Source organism: Marinomonas rhizomae (assembly GCF_024397855.1).
Taxonomy (GTDB): Bacteria; Pseudomonadota; Gammaproteobacteria; order Pseudomonadales; family Marinomonadaceae; genus Marinomonas; species Marinomonas rhizomae_A.
Genome location: NZ_CP073343.1, coordinates 2,324,049 through 2,343,754, shown reverse-complemented (window position 1 = coordinate 2,343,754; position 19,706 = coordinate 2,324,049). Strand labels below are relative to the sequence as shown.

Annotated in this window: 19 protein-coding genes and 1 riboswitch; of the genes, 14 read left to right on the top strand and 5 right to left on the bottom strand. The window is 41.0% G+C overall.

Annotation, left to right across the window (positions count from 1 at the left end; translation table 11 throughout):
* The first annotated feature begins 140 nt into the window (after positions 1 to 140).
* From KDW99_RS11115 to KDW99_RS11090, 6 genes are all read left to right on the top strand, one after another.
* Positions 141 to 680 carry a tetratricopeptide repeat protein gene (locus KDW99_RS11115; RefSeq protein ID WP_255824849.1) on the top strand — a complete coding sequence of 180 codons (540 nt, stop codon included), beginning with the start codon at positions 141 to 143 and terminating at the stop codon, positions 678 to 680.
* A gap of 10 nt (positions 681 to 690) precedes the next feature.
* A complete protein-coding gene (locus KDW99_RS11110) occupies positions 691 to 1,347 on the top strand; it encodes a hypothetical protein (protein WP_255824848.1) in 657 nt (218 codons plus the stop codon).
* Positions 1,344 to 1,823, top strand: a complete 480-nt coding sequence (locus tag KDW99_RS11105) for a hypothetical protein (protein WP_255824847.1) — start codon at positions 1,344 to 1,346, stop codon at positions 1,821 to 1,823. Before KDW99_RS11110 ends, KDW99_RS11105 begins: the two co-directional genes overlap by 4 nt.
* A gap of 131 nt (positions 1,824 to 1,954) precedes the next feature.
* A complete protein-coding gene (locus KDW99_RS11100; protein WP_255824846.1) occupies positions 1,955 to 2,434 on the top strand; it encodes a hypothetical protein in 480 nt (159 codons plus the stop codon).
* A 2-nt stretch (positions 2,435 to 2,436) separates the two neighbouring features.
* Positions 2,437 to 3,129 carry a hypothetical protein gene (locus tag KDW99_RS11095; RefSeq protein WP_255824845.1) on the top strand — a complete coding sequence of 231 codons (693 nt, stop codon included), beginning with the start codon at positions 2,437 to 2,439 and terminating at the stop codon, positions 3,127 to 3,129.
* A 443-nt stretch (positions 3,130 to 3,572) separates the two neighbouring features.
* Positions 3,573 to 4,361: a hypothetical protein gene (locus KDW99_RS11090; RefSeq protein ID WP_255824844.1), complete on the top strand. Its 789-nt coding sequence runs from the start codon at positions 3,573 to 3,575 to the stop codon at positions 4,359 to 4,361.
* Positions 4,362 to 5,278: 917 nt separating this feature from the next.
* On the opposite strand, the gene KDW99_RS11085 is transcribed toward KDW99_RS11090, so the two are convergent.
* A protein-coding gene (locus tag KDW99_RS11085; protein WP_370646783.1) for an IS3 family transposase occupies positions 5,279 to 6,435 on the bottom strand; the annotation gives its coding sequence in 2 pieces (ribosomal slippage) (positions 5,279 to 6,187 and positions 6,190 to 6,435; 1,155 coding nt in all).
* 276 nt (positions 6,436 to 6,711) lie between these two features.
* Here KDW99_RS11085 and KDW99_RS11080 point away from each other — a divergent pair.
* Together KDW99_RS11080 and KDW99_RS11075 are read left to right on the top strand one after the other, a co-directional pair.
* Entirely contained in the window at positions 6,712 to 7,476 is a 765-nt protein-coding gene (locus KDW99_RS11080) for a DUF1499 domain-containing protein (RefSeq protein WP_255824842.1), read from the top strand.
* Between the two features lie 82 nt (positions 7,477 to 7,558).
* Entirely contained in the window at positions 7,559 to 8,146 is a 588-nt protein-coding gene (locus tag KDW99_RS11075; protein ID WP_255824841.1) for a TetR/AcrR family transcriptional regulator, read from the top strand.
* Between the two features lie 5 nt (positions 8,147 to 8,151).
* Here the strand turns inward: KDW99_RS11075 and KDW99_RS11070 are convergent, their stop codons facing one another.
* A complete protein-coding gene (locus KDW99_RS11070) occupies positions 8,152 to 9,909 on the bottom strand; it encodes a DEAD/DEAH box helicase (protein WP_255824840.1) in 1,758 nt (585 codons plus the stop codon).
* Positions 9,910 to 10,027: 118 nt separating this feature from the next.
* Between KDW99_RS11070 and KDW99_RS11065 the strand changes: the two genes are divergently transcribed.
* Both KDW99_RS11065 and trhO read left to right on the top strand, forming a co-directional pair.
* On the top strand, positions 10,028 to 10,720 hold the full coding sequence (locus KDW99_RS11065) for a 2OG-Fe(II) oxygenase (protein WP_255824839.1): 693 nt from the start codon (positions 10,028 to 10,030) through the stop codon (positions 10,718 to 10,720).
* Positions 10,721 to 10,846: 126 nt separating this feature from the next.
* A complete protein-coding gene (trhO, locus tag KDW99_RS11060) occupies positions 10,847 to 11,836 on the top strand; it encodes an oxygen-dependent tRNA uridine(34) hydroxylase TrhO (protein ID WP_255824838.1) in 990 nt (329 codons plus the stop codon).
* A 72-nt stretch (positions 11,837 to 11,908) separates the two neighbouring features.
* On the opposite strand, the gene KDW99_RS11055 is transcribed toward trhO, so the two are convergent.
* The 3 genes from KDW99_RS11055 to KDW99_RS11045 are packed head-to-tail and all read right to left on the bottom strand — an operon-like array spanning position 11,909 to position 14,614.
* On the bottom strand, positions 11,909 to 12,502 hold the full coding sequence (locus tag KDW99_RS11055) for an SIS domain-containing protein (RefSeq protein WP_100188409.1): 594 nt from the start codon (positions 12,500 to 12,502) through the stop codon (positions 11,909 to 11,911).
* A 5-nt stretch (positions 12,503 to 12,507) separates the two neighbouring features.
* Entirely contained in the window at positions 12,508 to 12,891 is a 384-nt protein-coding gene (locus KDW99_RS11050; protein WP_255824837.1) for a YraN family protein, read from the bottom strand.
* Complete coding sequence (locus tag KDW99_RS11045; protein WP_255824836.1) at positions 12,842 to 14,614, bottom strand: penicillin-binding protein activator; 1,773 nt, start codon at positions 14,612 to 14,614, stop codon at positions 12,842 to 12,844. Before KDW99_RS11045 ends, KDW99_RS11050 begins: the two co-directional genes overlap by 50 nt.
* 113 nt (positions 14,615 to 14,727) lie before the next feature.
* Here KDW99_RS11045 and rsmI point away from each other — a divergent pair, with 113 nt between their 5' ends.
* The 4 genes from rsmI (at position 14,728) to thiS (ending at position 19,705) form a co-directional block, all read left to right on the top strand.
* On the top strand, positions 14,728 to 15,588 hold the full coding sequence (rsmI, locus tag KDW99_RS11040; protein ID WP_255824835.1) for a 16S rRNA (cytidine(1402)-2'-O)-methyltransferase: 861 nt from the start codon (positions 14,728 to 14,730) through the stop codon (positions 15,586 to 15,588).
* Between the two features lie 76 nt (positions 15,589 to 15,664).
* A riboswitch (TPP riboswitch) is annotated at positions 15,665 to 15,769 on the top strand.
* 181 nt (positions 15,770 to 15,950) lie between these two features.
* A complete protein-coding gene (gene thiC, locus KDW99_RS11035; RefSeq protein ID WP_255824834.1) occupies positions 15,951 to 17,978 on the top strand; it encodes a phosphomethylpyrimidine synthase ThiC in 2,028 nt (675 codons plus the stop codon).
* A gap of 15 nt (positions 17,979 to 17,993) precedes the next feature.
* Positions 17,994 to 19,511, top strand: a complete 1,518-nt coding sequence (thiE, locus tag KDW99_RS11030; RefSeq protein WP_255824833.1) for a thiamine phosphate synthase — start codon at positions 17,994 to 17,996, stop codon at positions 19,509 to 19,511.
* Complete coding sequence (thiS, locus tag KDW99_RS11025) at positions 19,508 to 19,705, top strand: sulfur carrier protein ThiS (protein ID WP_255824832.1); 198 nt, start codon at positions 19,508 to 19,510, stop codon at positions 19,703 to 19,705. The genes thiE and thiS overlap by 4 nt, the downstream gene beginning before the upstream one ends.
* Position 19,706: the final 1 nt, after the last annotated feature.

Sequence of the window (19,706 nt, the reverse complement as noted above, 5' to 3'; positions counted from 1 at the left end):
AGTGTAGCTACACGATCAAAATAAATGGCTATAGCGTAATGTATTAAAAAGGGGAGCAAGAAAATTTAGCATCATAAAGCTTTGTTACTCAAAAAATTTCATTGGGCCTATATAGCCCGCTTTCTATAAGGATTATACAGATGAAAAAATTACCATTAGCTATCATACTAGGCTTAGCTAGCTGCGTTGTATCACTTGACCTGCAAGCTGGTACAGATACATCGTTACATGCAACTTTTTCTAGCAAAGAACAGCGCAATGTTGACATACAGCGTAGCAAAGCAAAACAAGGAGATGCTGAAGCGATGGCGCGAGTAGGCCGTCTTTATGCACAAAGCTCTGGGAGGGAATATCCACAAGACTTTGATAAGGCACGTTATTGGCTTGATAAAGCTATTGAGCAGGGTAATACTGATGCTTTTTACTATTATGCAAAGTTATATGAAGAAGGAACATTCGGTAAAAAAGACCCTGTTAAAGCGTTTGAATACTATCAACAAGGTGCCGACGCTGGAAACCTGACTGCAATGTACTTTGTATTTGAAGGTTACCGTGATGGAAAGGGTGTTAAAGTCAATTTGAAAAAAGCCCAACAAGTAATGGATGAATGTGTAGAAAAGGGCGGGTCACTTTGTTCTGACTGGAAAAGGTTTGTAGGCACCTTGGATAAGAATAATTGATATTATGCCATTGAATTATGAACAACTAAAAAAAAGCGTTACTACATACTCTCACATATTTGATAAGTCTAGCGATAAAAATCACATAGCATTTAAAACCAAAGCAACGGTCATAACTCGTACCTTAGGGGGGATCTTTGCTGTATTAGCTTTAGGTGCAAGCACACAAAGTTTATCGTTGCAATTTTACGCATGGGCAACTGGGGTGTTTGTTTTGTTATCGATATTATTGCTTAGTACCAACCTGCTACTGGTGTTAACAACTGCGAGCAAAGGTTGTTACTACAGTATTTCAATACTTGGTATAAAGTACAAACAACATGCTTATTTACATAGTAAAGGCTTTCTTGTTGAACCCGATACTGATTTACAAAATAAGTGGCGGCTACTGGTTGCTAATCAACGCTATCTATTGTCTAGCCGAAGTGAGGCTGAATCACTGGCTGTAAATCTGGCGCTATGGTTAAGCACAAATGCTTACATTAAAACACACAGTGGCGCAGAGCCGATGCTTATTACTGAACCAACCAGCCAAGCTAGCAACAATGTTAATGTAGAATCTATAGACGACTTTGCACCGGTTTTATGGCGAGTAAAAGATTATGCCAAGCTTACACTGCCTTTTTTTGTGCTGTTTTTATTTGCAAATATACTGAGGTTACTATGAAGCCAAAGTTTCGTAAGTCATCAGATGGCACCTTTTATATTTACAAAGATATGGGGATATTTAGAGTGACAGGTTTTATGATTGGGCTTATTTGTGTTGCTCAATTAGTGCTGTCTTACGATAAAGCTGATTTCAATGTATTTGCGTGGGCATGTGTTTCTACATTATGTTGGCATTTACTTTTTTTAAAATCGCGCTTAATTTTGTCAGCAAATGATAGTGTGCTTATATTTAAATCCAGTTCACTTTATCCAATTAGGACAGTTCGTTATCAATTGAAGAATATGACAAGTGTAATAGCGACTCGCCATCCTATAAAAAAAGAGTTTTATCAATATCATGTTGAGTTTGAAAATTTATCTAGGGTTACTTTAGGTTATAGTCGCGCACATGAAAATGTCAGAAATATAGCAAAAGAGTTAGCTGAGCACATTGATAAACCTTTTGTAGATGATATTAGAGGATTTTTCGACTGAAACTCTTAAATGAAATAAACAGGCAATCTATTGAAAGCAGCGGAGTGGAGGGCACTTCGGGTGGTATTTTTAGAGTAGAAACTCAGCTAACTAGTAAAGTGCATTTTAATTACCTATTTTAGGAGAAAGCTATGAAAAAAATAGCTTTTGTTACACTGGCTCAATCATTAATTTTGTCATTTACGGCAAGTGCCGTTGACTACAGTATCCCGATTGAAAAATGTAAAAAGTCAGTAGATATCGTTTTAAATCAAGATTATGAGCTTTTCAAGCAGCTTTATGCACCGCTACCTAAAGATATGGACCAAAGTATTGTAAAAGGTATGTTAGCTCGTGAGCATGATCATTATACAAAAAAACAGTATTTGAGTATCCATAACTTTACAATTGTTGGTACTGAGGTGCTTGAGGATGCTAAAAACAGTATTTATCAAACATCACAAAAGAATGCATTGAAGTATGGTTATACTGACGAGCTGTGGGTTAATTACACATTTACAACATCAAAAATATTTTTTGGTAAAAAGAAAGACAACGTAACAATAAAAGGAAAATGTAAGTTTGGACAAGTCGATGGCAAATGGCTTATGGCCAACTTATTAAGAAGTTAAATATGACTAACAATGAACAGCCAACCAGCCTAGGCGATAAAAAATGGTTTGAAAATGTTCACTTTAAAGAGCAGGATACTTTAAGTTCTACAAGTGAAATTAAACTCCCTTTATTACGTTTATTATGTCATTTGTCTTTTCTAATAGAGTTATTATTTACCGTTGCTTTAATTACGCTTTCATTAGTAGCCGCGCTTTGGTTAGTTGATAGCTATGGCGTAGCTGGCTTAGTTGTTTATTTACCGCTCCTTATTGGTACACTATTATTAAAACGCATTCTTATATGGCGCAAGTTTGGATTTAGCTCAAAACACGTGATGACCATAAGCAAAGAGAAAATTGAAGTTAACCCATTTATAAATGATTCATTAAAGCAAAGCAGACTATTCAAAAGGGATGATATCGAATCAGTATTATTTAATTACAATTTGATTAATCACGTGTCTGATACACAAACTCAAGTAAATGCTGCGCTAAATAGGGCTTTTATAAAGCTAAAAACAGGCGAAAACATTGATTTGAACGTTAACAGAGTGGGGTTATTTAATGTTTTGTATTTGTTATATCACTTTGATTACCCATTAATTTATAAAAAATCATTTGATGGTGGAGGATCTAGTGTCGGTTATTTATTTTTACGAGTTTCTGGGGTCTTGGCTAATTTACCTGTAATCGCGATGTACTTTTTTAGCTAAAGTAAATGTGTTGATGAGCTTGTTAAAAGTAGCCTTTATTTTACGAAATCACATTTTTAACCGAGTATACTGCACGTTTAGCAAGTGTCATATGTATACTGGTACAGCGAATATTATTTAATTTTTCGGTCTGATATTTAAGGTTAGTGAGTACAATATCGTTGATAATAAAATATTTTCGATTTCAGAAAAACACACTTTAGTGCAAAAATAAAAATGTGTAGTTGATCTAATAACGGAAGTTTTAGGCGCAACCTGTTTCGGGAATAGCTACATTCAGCATTTCGAAAATGTGCCCAATACCATGTACATTAATTATTAACTAAGTTATTATAATAATGGGCAATAAGTTGTTAGATTGAACACAATATTACCTACTTTAGATTGTGTTAAGAAACTCAAAAAAAATGTTATTTGATCAAGCTAATAAGGATATACTAAACATGTTAAAAGAAACTAGAATAGTTACTGTTCTTTCTGCTTTGTTGATAGGCAGTCAAACCATGGCTGCAGACAATAATTTAACACTAAAATACGAGGTTTTGAAAGGGACTAACCATTTGGTAGATATAACTATTAAAGTTAACGATACCTATTTACGCACAGATTATCAATTGCTAAATGAAAGGCATACAAAGCTCACCGAGATGACTGTAAAGTGGAAAGGTCAATATGTTATTGATCATAATAAACATAGTGCATATCTATTCGACTATAATGTTGTTCATGAAAGAGCTGAAAAAGCCTTTAGCGAAATGGCGGCTAAGATACCAAACTTATCTGCTGAACAAATTTTTGAAATGAGTATTGACCCAGCTAATGATGAAAGTAAATTTGTACGTTACGAAGATGTAGGGAACAATAAACTTATTGGTAAAATAGATGGTGATTTAGAGTATGAAATTCAATATCTTGAAGTCCCTAATAAATATATTAAAAAAGAACAATATGATTGGTTGCTATCAAGAGCTAAAGAAGACCAGAAATTTGGTCGCGGTTTTGTCAGCATTTTAGATCAACCACTTTCAGAATTAATGCGTAGACTAAGTTACCAATTTTCAGTTTTCCCAGTTTTTATAAAAACGTATGACTATAACATAACACTTAAATCTGTTGATTCTGACTTTATCGATGAAAATGACTTAAAAATTGAGCAAGGCATTATTCAGAAAGATGTGACGTATTCTGGAATCCAATTCTTAGAAAGCTTATCTGATCGAATGGATCAGTAACCATTAAAAAATTAAATTAAAGGAAGTGGTTTTAAATATTTTTGATATTAATAAAGTTGGTTGTAATCTTATTGTTTTTTTGTGTCTTGTTAATATTAAGTAGACTTCACAATTGTCGATTCGTACATGAAAAAAACACTTTTAGTACTTTTTCTAATGTACATAATTAAAACAGGCTCGTGTAATTATATTTTGTTATAATGCTATTTACTATTTTTGGGTTTAATATTTAAGAGAAGATAAATTGATAATTTAAATTCAATTATAATTGTTATTTTTCGATAATTCATACATTTTAAAAACCTTAAAGTCTGCATCCTTTTAATTAAAAAGGATGCAGGCACATCTTTACTGTTTCGTCACAGCTCCGTGTTATGCTTCTTTTTGGCCCCACTGATATTTGAGTATATTGATTGGCTTTGTAATATTGTCATCGACGATCTTGAAAAAGGGCCTTGTAGTGATTACATTTTTTTTGTGGTCGAGTGAGTCACAAAATCAAAAAGATTGCTGTGTTCCAATAGTTGCTTTTGGTCATATTATCACCGCATCTCCTTCCCAATGTCCTATTCTTGTCTGTCAGTTACTTTTTTAGGGTGCTGATAGATATCTTCTCGTTTAGGGGTTAAGTTATCGCCTAACATCGAGTCTCTACACGGATCATTGTGTCTTACTTATTTATGGCTGCGCCCTTGCTTAAACACAATACAACATAATGTGTTGCAACAGACTCTTGGTGTAGATATTTCACAGGTTAATCTTACAGCTATTTGTTGTGGGGGGATGGTGACTTTGACTGTTTTTTTACTTTGACGGTCACTCTCTAATGTTGCTTTGGTAAGTTTTCAGGTTTGAACTCTAACTATGGTAATTAGCTGTTAGACAACAATTTTTTTATAGGGAGATCTGAATCGCCACTAGTTCAGTAGACACTTCTCAGTCATCTTTTCGAACAGTTTCTCATACTCAACAGGTGACAACATATCATTAGCGCTATGGCGTCTGACAGGGTTATAAAACATTTCTATATAATTAAAAATGTCTTGTTTGGCTTCGCCCCTTGTCGAGTAAATCTTTCGCTTCACTCGCTCTCTCTTTAAAAGCTGGAAAAAGCTTTCAGCAACAGCATTATCATGACAGTTCCCACGTCGACTCATGCTGGCTTGTAAATTGTGATCGTCCAAAAATCTATGCCACTCATAGCTCGTAAACTGACTGCCTTGGTCTGAATGGATTATTACCCTTTGCTTTGATTTTCTTCTCCACACAGCCATCATCAGTGCATCAAGAACAAGTTCCTTCACCATTCTTGGTCCCATGCTCCAGCCTATTATTCGACGGGAATAGAGATCAAGCACGACAGATAAATATAGCCAGCCTTCGTGAGTTCGGATATAGGTGATATCTGTAACCCACGCTGTATTCGGGCTTTCTGGATTAAACTGTCTTTCAAGCACATTGTTGGCTATTGTATGTGTTTCTCCTGACCGAGCTCTAGGCTTTCGGTAACCCACCTGAGCCTTAAGGCCTGCTCTTCGCATCAGATAATGCACTCGATTAATACCACAAGATTCATTCAAGGATCTCAGGTCTTGATAGATCTTTCGATAACCGTAGACACAACCCGATTCCAGCCAAAGTTGTTTAACAAGACCTGTTAGCCGTTCATTTTCCTTAGCAAGTTTTGATTTTGGCTCTTTCAACCAAACGTAATAGCCACTGGGATGAACATCGAAGAGATTACACAGTCGCCTTACTGAAAAATCGGCACAGTGGTCCCTGATAAAGGCGTATCTTAGTCTGGGTGGCTTGCGAAGTACGCCGCGGCTTTTTTTAACAGGTCGCGCTCTTCCGTCACTCGCTTGAGTTCTTTCCGAAGACGAAGGATCTCGCTCGACTCAGCAGAAGCCTCTGCAAACGATTCTGCCTCAGGGCCATATCGTTTAATCCAAGCGTATAAACTGTGAGTGGTGGTGCCTAAGCGATTAGCGACTTCAGCAACACTAAAGCCTGCTTCAGTCACTTGCTTAACCGCTTCAATTTTGAATTGTTCTGGGTAACGTGTTTTGCTCATAAATACCTCTCAATTAGATCATTTTATCTAACTAAAAGGTGTCTAGCTAATTAGTGGCGATTCAATCTTGTTAGTTCATGTGTAATCGATTTATTACTTTGACCTATTTTTACGCAATGACTCCTGCTAAAACGCTATTCTTTATATTCTCTGTCTGAAATCTTACAGAAAATATGCAAATACAAAGGAATGCGTCGAAACAAGCTAGTTGCTTCTGTTCGTTGCCGTCAAGTCGCGATATGGTGTGAGATATTATTTTTTCGCTATGAGTTGTCTATGAGTCGTTATATCTCTCCGGTTTTATACATTCTTCTCATGTTGGTTGGTTGTATTGCATTTATATCTATTGCCGGTGTTCGAGTTGGGATTTTTGAACCAATTACAGGCTTTTCTATGCTCCGTAAGAGTGTATTGGCTTCTTTGGTTTTGTCTTTGTTTGCTGCTGTGTCGCTAGGTGTTTGCTGGAAAGAAAGAAATATAGCGTGTCAGAGATTCTTCTTTTTGGTTCTAATTGTGTCTTTGGTCTACAGCTTAATGTGGATTGGTTTTTATCTACAACGCGCCAATTTGCCTGACATAAACGACATTACAACCGATACAAATATCCCTCCTGCTTTTCTCAATGCTAACTTCATCCGTAAATCTCAAGAAAATGATCTGAGCTATAATCGTGATTGGGCTCCTATTCAGCGTAAATACTATCCTGAAGTTGAACCTTTGTTTTCTGAAAAAAGCAAAGAGGTTGTTTACTCTCAAATAGAAAAACTTGTTGAGGATAGAGGTTGGGATGTGTTGGCAACCTATTCTGGTGCCGGCATTATTGAGGCAACCGCTCGTACGCCGATTTTTGGATTTCGTGATGATGTGATAATTCGTATCACACAGGTAGAGTCCGATAAAATTCGAGTTGATATGCGCTCTTGTTCAAGGGTGGGTAGTGGTGATTTTGGTGTAAATGCAGAACGTATTGTGTCTTTTATGTCGGATCTTTCAGAGTCCCTCGCTCGATCGTCTATGCCGAATCTAAGTTCAATGCGTTAATGTTCTACGCGTTAAATTATGCTCGTTTTCGAAAATTAGACAGGCTAGACTCTCCTGATATCTTACTTAGGGGAATGTTAAGGTGAGTCTTCGTCAGCAGCAAAAAGCCAATACTCGATCTAAAATCAAAACCATTGCCAAGCAAGCTTTTTTAACGCAAGGTATTGAGGCAACCAGTACTCGCTACTTAAGTGACAAAGCTGGCATCGCCGTTGGAACCTTGTTTGTACACTTTCCGGATAAACTTTCCCTAGTAAAAGATATCTTTTTTGATGAGATGGATGTGGCGCTTCGCGCGGCTGTTGCTTCTCAAAAAGCCAGCTCTTCGCCAATTGATTACCTTTTGCAGATGGCTCAAGTCTTATTTGACTTTTACGATGAATACGCTGAATTTACTCGGCAAGTATTGCTAGATAGCTTGGCGAAGGGTGGGTTTCATACCAATCAAATGGCGGTTATTTCAGAAGGTATCGTTAAGCGCTTTAAGCAAGTGGGTGTGGACGATAAAACCGCCGGTATTTTTGCGGAAAATATGATTGCTAACTATTGGTTTGTTTTGCTGACAGGGGTGCCAAAAGGTGTTTTGGGTGCGGCTGCAATCGACCACTTGAAACGAATGAATCTGCCGTTTGAAATGTCTTATCGTAATGCGTTAAAAGCCAAGGGTTAATGCTTTTAACTAAGCTCGTTGGCTTTTCGATAAGGTCCTTGGTAATCGAATAATCGTTCAGTGACCTGCCAATGTTGCTTTTGCTTTTTCGCGATGACGAAATCAGGCGCAGGAAGATACGGTAAAAAGCGTTCCACCTCTTCAAGATTATCAAATTCAATAGATTGACTGCCGTTGGCAATCCTCCGCGCAAATAGGTCGTTAAACGCTTGTCGGGACTTCTTGAAATTAAAACGAAATGTCTCTGCCAGTGTTAATCCATCTTCATCGTGATAGGTGATCTTAATGCTTTTTTCTTTGATGTTTATTTCTGGCGTAATCGCTGAGCAGCGCAATACTTTGTTGTTTTTTAGATTGAGTGCGCTTCTTAATAAATCGTCCGGATCAATGAGTTTTTCGGCGCAATGTTGGCACTGTCGTGCAGCGATGTCATTTTCTTCATTGCAATGAGGGCAGCGTTTGAAGCGAAAGCGATACGTGCATTGTTCTTCTCCGTGTTCGGTTTCCACTAGACCATGGCAGCGGCGTCCAAAATGTTCAATGATATTACCTTCGGCGTCTTTTCTTCCCCAGAATGTATTGGCAAAGTCGCACGCAGGGCAATGAATTTGCACTGCCACTGAATCTTGAGTTGGGCGCTTTTCGCCAATTTCAGGTTGAAATATATTGTAGCCATTATTGGTATAATCTAAGACCAAGCAGTCTTTTTTGCCAGGACTTAAACGCAAACCACGGCCGACAATTTGTTGGAATAAACTGATTGATTGCGTTGGCCGTAATATGGCGATTACGTCCACATGGGGCGCATCAAATCCGGTGGTTAATACGGAAACGTTAACCAAGTATTTGATCTCTTTATTTTTAAATGCAGTGATTAATGAATCGCGTTGTTTGAGCTTGGTTTTACCGGTTATTAGCGCGGTTTTATCTGCCGGTAAGTAGCTGGCGATTTCTTTAGCATGATCTATGGTGGCAGCAAAAATCATCACGCCTTGGCGATCTTGGCTAAGTTGTAATATTTGTTCGGTAACGGCTTCGGTGACTCTTGGGTGTTTATGAATCAGCTCGTTTAAGGCGATGTCGTCGGTGTTTTGCTCGCCATCCAAGCTCTCGGTTAGTAAGCTGAAATCATAATGAGCAATCGCGGCATCGTAATGTATAGGCGGCGTCAAATAGCCTTTTTTCACCATGTGTTGGAGTGGCAGCTCAAAAATACATTTCTTGAATAATGAGTTGGTGCAGGTTCGCGTGTAGCCATGGTAATGATTCTGGTAGATCCAACCACTGCCTAAACGATAGGGCGTGGCGGTTAAGCCAAGAATTTTTACCTTAGGGTTTAGAGCTCGAAAATGTTCGATGGTTTTATTGTATTGGCCACTTTCTTCCATGCCGACGCGATGGCATTCATCAATGATGATTAAGCTTGCGGATTCGTTAAAATCGTCAAGGTTTGCCGATAGTGATTGGATGCTAGCGAAGGTGGTCTTTTCTGTACTGGTTTTCTGGCTTAGTCCAGCGGAGAAAATTCCCGCCGATGCGCCAGTTGCCAAGAACTTCGCGTGGTTTTGTTCAACCAGTTCTTTCACGTGTGCCAAACAAATAACTCGACCTTTAGCTAATCGACTAAGCTCTGCTATTACTAAGCTTTTTCCTGCGCCTGTTGGAAGTACAATAACGGCTGGATCGTCGCTATTACGAAAGTGTCCCAAAGACGCATCAACGGCTTGAATTTGGTAGTCTCGTAATTGAAAGGTTTGAGTCATTTTGTTTTAAATCTATCAGGTGAAATCTTGGTGTGTTGTATCTTTGGCTACAGTATCATACCTGTTGTTGTAATTTTGTCTTTTTACAAGTGATCTTTTTTAAGTGACGAATCTATCTATGTCTAATAAAGTTCTGCCTGCTAAACGTCTGTATGTTGAAAATTCTATTCCCGCTTTCAGTAGGGAGGAACCATTTGCTAATTTATTAATGGATCTACAGACCAAGGGGTGGAGCATACAAGACGACTTTTTTTCATCGGATTTTACTCAAGCGTTAATGGATGAGGCAGAAAGCATACAAAATGCGGTGATGTTGCAGGCGGGTATTGGTCGTAAGCAAGATCATCAAATTGTTTTGGATGCTCGACGTGATTATATTCAGTGGATTGATCCAGACAAAGCTATTCGCACCGATTTTTTAAAAATGATGGCTGACTTGCGTGTCGCACTCAATCGTCGTTTGTTCTTGGGGTTGTTCGATTATGAGGCGCATTTTGCCCGATATGAAAAAGGCGCGTTTTACGAAAAACACATAGATGCCTTTAAAGGCGAAAGTAATCGTATTTTATCGACCGTTTTGTATTTGAATGAAGATTGGCAAGATGGTGATGGCGGTGAATTGATTATTTACGATGAGCATGATTCTTCTATCGAAGTAGGGCGTTTTTTCCCGAAAAAAGGGCGCTTGGCGGTGTTTTTGAGCGAATGCTTTTATCATGAAGTGGTCGTGGCGAAACGGACTCGGCACAGTATTGCTGGCTGGTTCCGTGTTAATAACACCACCGGGTCTACGCTTGATCCGGATCAGTAAATTTACTCCCTTTTGTTTGTGTGGTTTTTTTGGGATTTGGCCTCGAAAAATGGTCTATAAATCTTTATAATGCGCGCCTTGTTTAATTGCTCTGGTTTTACGTTCCAGATCGCATAGGAGAATGTTATGTCTAAAGTCGTTGTGTGTGCCCTTTATAAATTTGTTGAACTGCCCCATTTTGAATCCCTTCGTGAACCGCTTCAGAAAACACTAGAAGATAACGGTATTCGTGGCACCTTGTTGCTAGCGAGCGAAGGCATTAATGGTACAGTAGCGGGTACTCGTGAAGGTATCGATGCCATGTTGGCTTGGTTAGATCAGCAGCCAGGTTTGGATAAGATTGTCACCAAAGAGTCTTATGACGAAGACATGCCGTTCTACCGAACCAAAGTGAAGCTTAAAAAAGAAATCGTTACCATGGGTGTTGAAGGCATCGATCCTAAGCGCGTGGTCGGTACTTATGTTAAGCCGACTGAATGGAACGCTTTAATTTCTGATCCTGATGTGGTTCTTGTTGATACCCGTAACGATTATGAAGTGCAAATTGGCACGTTCAAAAATGCGGTTAACCCAAAAACAGAGACCTTTCGTGAGTTTCCTTCCTATGTGAAAGAAAACATGGATCCAGCGAAACACAAGAAAGTCGCTATGTTCTGCACGGGTGGTATTCGTTGTGAAAAATCCACCGCTTATATGTTAGAGCAAGGCTTCGAAGAGGTGTATCACCTTGAAGGTGGTATATTGAAGTACTTGGAAGAAGTGCCGAAAGAAGAAACCTTATGGGAAGGTGAGTGTTTCGTGTTTGATAATCGTGTGTCTGTAAATCACGATCTACAAAAAGGCGAATACGACCAATGCCATGCGTGTCGTATGCCTATTACCGAAGAAGAGAAACAAAGCGAGCATTACATTCAAGGCGTGAGTTGCGTGCATTGCGTTGATAAATTCACTGATGAGCAGCGCCAACGCTTTATTGAGCGTGAGCGTCAGGTTCAGCTTGCTCGTTCTCGTGGTGAAGAGCATATCGGTGCGGAAGTGCTGGATGCAGTTGAAAAACATCGTCTCGAAAAAGCACTTGAAAAAGAGCGTCAGCGCAAGGTTCGTGAACAAGCCTGATAGTTTTATTTAAGACTAAAAAAGCCGCTCTCGAGCGGCTTTTTTGTCTTAAGTTTTTGTATTGGATTAAACCTAGTCTTCGTAGCCAAACAGTTGGCGCTCAAGTAGGTCAACTAAAATATGAATGACGCTAAGTTGGCATTCGTGAACTCTGGCGGTACCGAGTAGATTGATTTTTATCTCTGTGTCGTCTTGTGAGGTCAGTGAAGAGACGTTTTTAGCTTCTGGGCTAGTCAGCGCGACTATGCTCATTTTTCGCTCGTGGGCTGCTTGTATCGCTTGTATTATGGGGGAGGTGTTGCCTCTGTTTGCAATAACAAACAATATGTCGCCTTGATTGCCAAGTGCCGTGATCTGCTTTGAGAAGACGTCGTGGTAGCTATCGTTGTGGGTGATGGCTAATAGTGCGGAGCCTTCACCACTCAAATTAATAGCGGGTAGGCCAGGGCGCTCTCGGTCCATTCTGTCCAGCATCAATGTACTGAAATACTGAGATAGGTGAGAGCCAGTACTGTTGCCGATGCAAATGACCTTCCCGCCAGATGCAATGCTTGAAAAAATCACTTTTGCAGCATGCTCAATGTAAGGCGGTAAGCTTTCCAGAGCCTGTTGTTGTGCTTCAAAACTCTGGGCAAATTGTGTGTAGATTGCTTCTTGAAAATCCATAGTGGTTAAAATACTGCTTTAAGCCAAGTTAAATGTTGAGAGTCTATTTTTTCGTCAAATAATATCGCATCGAAGCGACTTGCATTGTTTACTTTGTTGTTCTTTTGTAGCCATAAAGCAGCGCTATTGCGAACTTTTTTAAGCTTTGATTGCCCGAGGCTTTCAGCGGCACTTCCATGAGCATTGTTTGCTCGGAAGCGAACCTCTACAAAAACATAGGTGTTTTGATCTTTAAAGATTAAATCAATTTCCCCGATACGGCAGAAGTAGTTTCTTTCTACAAACCGAAGCCCTTGCTCTAATAGAAAGGCTTCGGCAGCTTGTTCTGCTTTCTCGCCGTTATTTTTCGGCTTTTTCCTTTTGTTCAAAAAACTGCTGACTGCTCGCATATACCAAATTTCCTTTTCGGTAAGTCATGATTTCAGGTCTTTTATGAAATATGCCATTTTCATCCATGGTGATAATGCCAGTATTTGCTGAAATTTTAGTGCTTGGAAGCAATGTGAACAGCTGGTACTTGTTTGCCAGTAAGTACGAGTCAGCTCCTAGTGCTTGTAGTCTGCGTAAAATATTTGAACTCTGATTTTTAGGCAAAACTTCAAGTGAAGTATTCTTTGGTGTAAGGGCCGGTGCTTCAGTGAATAGTATGCGTTCTATGTCTTCTGGTTTTGTTGATCTTTCGGGTGCACTATCATTTAAAGTGCTGCTAGCTAACATAGGTATTTTGTCAGCGAAATAGAAATCTAAAAGCGGTCGAATTTGTTTGGCATCATTGAGTTTGCCAATATAGTAGACATAATCTAAATCTTCACGAGACCGAGCTATGCTGTCTACGTTTGTTCCAATCCATTTTTCAATGGATCTCTTGCGAGCATAGCTTTCGGTGACCAATAGTAATTTTTGAACCGCATCTTGTCTGCCTCTCGGGGTGTTCGCGTAAGACTGATTGGATGTGATAGTGACATTTTCTTTGGCGGCTTCAGCACGAAACTCATCGCTTTGTTTTAGAGCCCAGGTATCTTGTGTGCTTAAAATGGCGGCTTTGGTTGCCCCTTCTTGTTTGGCGAAGGCGATGAGTTCATGTATTTCATCTTCGGCATTTAAAGAGAAATGATACAGATTTTTAGGGTGCTGATTAATATCGAGCTGATTAAGCGCGATAACAGGGTAGGGTAACTCTAGGCGACTTACTTGAGCAACGTTGTTTTTTTGCAAAGGCCCAATAATGACGTCTGGTTGTTGTTCGTTGGCGGCATTAAGTGCTTCTTGGATAGTCGCATAGTCATCAACGTTGACGACATGAATTTCTGGCCTGGCTTGATTTTGCTTGTAGAAAGAGGCAAAGAAGCCATCAACAATAGCTTGGGATGCGCGTTCTAACTTCCCGCTCATTGGTAACATCAAGACGATCTTTTTAGGTGCCATCTGTTCAACGGAAGCCATTATTTCAAAATCTTGTGGTGGTGATAGGGCGGCTGGGTGATTTGGATTTTCAGCTTGCCACTTTTTGAACATCTGAAGTTGCTGTTCAATGGACAGGGTTTGATTTCTTAATATGCTGCTTATTGTCAGCCAGCCATTAAGTAGAGGTTTTTGCTGCTGAAATAATTCGTCCACTTCATTTTGAGTCAGGTTTTGGATCGCCATCCATAATTTTGCTTGATTTTCTTCGCCTTCGTTAAGGGGAAGGTTGTAGGTTAAATCCATGCGAAGGTCGACGACTTCTAGCCAATTTCCAAAATGTTCAAGGATGGATGCTCTTGTTTCTTTAAGTTTATTTTGATTGTCCGGATGGCGCGCAGCAATAAGCTGATTTGCTTGCTCTAGATAGCTTTTAGATTCAATTGAATCATCCAAGTAAGACGCAGACAAAGCAGCTAATAAATAGGCTTCAAATTGAATAGAAGAAGGCGTTGTTAAAAGCTTGTCTTCTAAAATATCAATGGCCTGTTGAAACTCACCTTGCTCATACAGATTTTTGGCAGAGAGGTAAGCATCGGCCAGCGCTTTGGAAACATCGGTTGTTTTTTTTGGGTGATAAATACTAGGCGGCAAAGTTCTTTCTTGTGAACCGCTATTTTTTGCTTGGACCCTGTTTTGTGGCTGCTCCATATTTAAATTCATGGAATTACAGGCGCTTAGCAGAAAAGTACAAAGAGTTAATGATATGATGCGGTAATTAATTAGGCTCATAAGCTTATAAAATGACAAATAAAAGAGGCAACATGGTACCACATAGTTCTGATGATGCGAGAGGGTCGCTGTACATAGTTGCCACTCCAATTGGCAATCTAGATGATTTCAGTAAGAGAGCAGAGCAAACTTTACGCGATGTAGACTATATAGCCGCAGAAGACACTCGACACACTCGCCGCTTGCTCAATCATTTTGCGATTGAAGCGAAGCTATTTTCAATTCACGATCACAATGAAAAAGATAAAGCTAACTACGTTGCCAGCTTACTAGAGGAAGGCAAAAATGTTGCCCTAGTCTCTGATGCGGGTACGCCACTTATTTCAGATCCTGGCTATCATGTGGTGCATGCATTACGAGAGCAAGGTCATAAAGTCGTGCCGATCCCTGGTGCTTGCGCGTTGATTTCAGCATTGTGTGCTTCTGGTTTGCCTACCGATCAGTTCTTTTTTGCTGGCTTTGTTCCTGCTAAATCCAAAGGTCGTTGTGACTTGTTTGAATCTTGGAAGAAGCAAACTGGCACCGTGGTTTTTTATGAATCTACTCACCGAGTTTATGACTCCATTGCGGATGTACAAAAAGTCTATGGTGAGGATGCTCAGCTGGTTTTAGCACGGGAAGTAACGAAAACATTTGAGACATTTTTATCCGGAACGGCCTCTGAAATACTTGCCAAGTTCGATGCAGATGCCAACCAAATGCGTGGTGAGTTTGTCGTTATGCTGAGTTTTACGCAAGAGAGCGGTAATGAAGCCGAATTAGAAGCGAAGCGTATTCTGACGATTTTGCTAGAAGATTTACCGGTTAAGCAAGCGGCAGTTATGGCGGCGAAATTAACGGGTGAGAAGAAAAATTACCTCTATAAAATGGCGCTGGAAATGCAAGCCGAGTAGTTTTTCGTTGATTGGTTCCTCAAACACTTGCTGAAAATGTGGGTGTTTACATTCCGATAAGACTGGGTATACTCAGCCCTACTTGTCGGAGTGCCATTTGGCTGAGATCGCATAATTAAATGCGGGATCCGCAGAACCTGATCGGGCTAATACCCGCGTAGGAAACAAGAAAGTCTCTATTTTTCTTTTCTGCATCGAATGAACTCCTGATTTTTATGGAATCGATGCGGTCATATGTCTACAGCATCCTTTCCTAATAAAATTCAGGGTTCATGTTTTGCAAATTAACGCCAGTAGTGCGTTTGCCTGTAAAACAGCACCCCAGACAAGCAATTCTCCATTTTTTAAATAAGGGAAGTGCTATGTCGACTACGAATAAACCTCAAAAAAAACCAAGCAAATTGTCTAAAAAACAGACTCGAGAAGAAACGCGCCAAGCCGCCAAGTCTTTTATCGAATCATTACAAGCCAAGCCTTTTCCAGCGTCTGAGCGCATATATTTGAGCGGATCAGACGATTCGATTCGCGTTCCTATGCGTAAGATCAACTTAACCGATACACCGATTGGTTCTGATCCAGATAACCTGACTTTCGAACCCAATGAAGCCATCTATGTTTATGATTGTTCTGGTCCATATGCGGATCCGCACGAAAATATCGATGTGTATCGTGGTTTGGCGCCAATGCGTGCTTCTTGGATCGACAAGCGCAATGACTCCGAGGTGTTGCCCAGTGTGTCGTCAGAATTTGCGCAATCACGTTTAGAAAACTCGGCTCTGGATGAATTGCGTTTTAAAGAGTTACCTAAAGTACGCAAAGCGCGCCAAGGCAAGTGTGTGACGCAAATGCATTACGCTCGACAAGGTATTGTTACGCCAGAAATGGAATACATCGCTTTACGTGAAAATCAAAATATTGATGCAATCAAGAGCGAATTATTATTGAAGCAGCACCCAGGTCAAAGCTTTGGGGCGAATCTACAAACACGCATTACGCCAGAGTTTGTTCGTGATGAAGTGGCAAGAGGTCGCGCCATCATTCCAAACAACATTAATCATCCAGAATCTGAGCCCATGATCATTGGTCGTAATTTTTTAGTGAAGGTGAACGCCAACATTGGTAACTCTGCCGTGACGTCTTCCATTGAAGAAGAAGTAGAAAAACTGGTGTGGTCAACTCGTTGGGGCGCAGACACTGTAATGGATCTATCGACCGGTAAAAACATTCATGAAACGCGTGAATGGATCTTGCGTAACTCGCCCGTGCCAATTGGCACCGTACCTATTTATCAAGCTTTGGAAAAAGTCGATGGCGTGGCCGAAAATCTTAACTGGGACGTGTTTCGAGATACCTTGATCGAGCAAGCGGAGCAGGGCGTGGATTACTTTACTATTCATGCCGGCGTTTTGCTGCGCTATGTGCCCATGACGGCGAAACGCCTGACGGGCATCGTGTCTCGCGGTGGTTCTATCATGGCGAAATGGTGTTTGGCGCACCATACAGAAAGCTTCTTGTACGAGCGCTTCCGCGAGATTTGTGAGTTGTGCGCGCAATACGATGTGGCCTTGTCGCTTGGTGATGGCTTGCGTCCGGGGTCTATCATGGATGCCAATGACGAAGCACAAATGTCGGAACTTCGCACCTTGGGCGAGTTGACAAAAGTCGCTTGGGAGTACGATGTGCAAGTGATGATCGAAGGGCCGGGGCACGTGCCAATGCAGCTTATCGAAGAGAATATGACCGAGCAGCTGAAGCATTGTCACGAAGCACCCTTTTACACGTTAGGGCCATTAACGCAAGACATTGCTCCGGGTTACGATCATATCACGTCTGGCATTGGTGCCGCGCAAATTGGTTGGTACGGCTGTGCCATGCTGTGCTACGTGACGCCGAAAGAGCACCTTGGCTTGCCAAACAAAGAAGACGTAAAAGAAGGTTTGATCACCTATAAAATCGCCGCTCATGCAGCGGATTTGGCCAAGGGACATCCAGGGGCGCAAATTCGTGACAATGCCTTGTCGAAAGCGCGTTTTGAGTTTCGTTGGGAAGATCAGTTCAACCTGTCGTTAGACCCTGAAACCGCCCGTTCCTACCATGATGAAACATTGCCACAAGCTTCCGGCAAAGTGGCACATTTCTGTTCCATGTGCGGGCCAAAATTTTGCTCGATGAAAATCACCCAAGAAGTTCGCGACTATGCAAAAGGGTTAGAGAGTGCAAAAGAGTTCGAAGGCACACAGGCAATCGATGTGAGTGCTTTAGAAGCGAACGCAGGTATGCAGCAAATGTCTGAGCACTTTCGTGAGCTAGGCAGTGATGTCTACTTAACCACAGATAAGTTAACCACAGATAAATTAACGTCAAACAAATCAAAAGAAGAATCGCTGTAAGCGAAAGGAGGATATATGTCTATAAAACCTCCTGTGGTCTGGTGCGTGGGCGAGTCGGACTCGTCCGCCAACGTTGGACTTCAAGCGGATTTGGGTACAGGGCAAGATTTAGGTTGCCACGTGCAAACCATCGTCACTTGCATCACAGCGCAAAACCACAAAGAAGTGCGCTCCGTCGAGGCTGTTTCTTTGTCCATGTTCGATGAGCAGTGGCAAACCTTGCTCGACGACGTACCGCCAGATGCTATTAAAGTGAGCTTGCTACCATCCATTGAGATAGTAAAAGCCTGCTCGATTTGGTTGAAGCGTATTAAAGCAGACTTTCCTACTGTGTTGGTTGTCTTTGATCCCGTAATAGCGGCGAGCTGCGAGTCGGGAAACCTGTTGCAGCAAGACTCAGTCGGAGCGTCTTTATTAGAGTCATTACTGCCTTATGTGGATGTAATTACACCTAACTCGATAGAGTTTGAGCGGTTGACAGGCTTATCAGCTCAACAGTCAGTGGTTGATATACAAGGTCAATTGGCCGCGTATTTATCATCGTCAAGGTGTGCTTGGCTACTCAAAGCAGGACATTCAAACTCAGAACAAGCAACAGACTGGCTGGTGAATCGGGATTCTATCATTGGTTTCGCATGCGAAAAACTGGTCGTACAAAACACCCGTGGCACAGGCGACGCCTTGTCGATAGCGCTGGCTGGCTTTATCGCTCATGGCTACGATCTTTTAGATGCGATGACTATGGCGCAAGCTTATATCACTGGTGCCTTGAAAACAGACGTGGAAATAGGCAAAGGAATTGGTTCATTGGGTCGACCTGGTTGGCCTCTTCAGATTGAAAACCTTCCAGCGATTGTTTCACCAAACATGAACACAAAGGCTTCAACAACGCTGCCTTTCGCCAAGATGGACCTCAAAAAAATGGGCTTGTATCCCGTTGTTGATTCTGTGGATTGGTTGGAGCGAGTGCTAAAGCAAGGCGTAAAAATTGCTCAGTTGCGCATCAAAGACCCTGACGACGCCGATCTAGAAAGTAAAATTCAACAAGCTATTACACTAGGAAAAGAATACGGCGCTCAAGTCTTTATCAATGACTATTGGCAGCAAGCCATCGCTTTTGGCGCTTATGGTGTTCATCTCGGTCAAGAAGATTTAGACGTGGCGGATTTAGAAAAAATCCAAGCGGCAGGCTTGCGACTCGGCATCAGTACCCATGGTTACTATGAAATCGCTCGGGCCCAGTCCATCCAGCCTAGTTACATAGCTTTAGGTCATATTTACCCAACGCAAACCAAAGACATGCCATCTCAGCCACAAGGTTTAACGCGTCTTGCTCACTATGCGACTTTATTAAAAGGCGCGTTTCCGACAGTGGCAATTGGTGGCATCAATGCCGAACGATTACCGAGCGTTACGCAAACGGGCGTCGATAGTGTTGCTTTGGTGACAGCCATCACTAAAGCGGTTAATCCAGAATCAGCGACTCGGTCACTTATCATGTCTTTTGAACAATATGCGAGAGATGAATCATGAAGATTATGTTAAACGATACTGTCCACGAATTTGTTGGAGAGACGCTCGAAGATTTGCTTACTCAATTAGGCAAGACCGAGCAAGGTATTGCCATTGCGATTAATCAGCAAGTAGTGCCAAAAAGCTTGTGGCGCAGTACGGAACTGAATGAGCAGAGTCAGGTGTTTATTTTTGAATCGATTGCAGGAGGCTAAT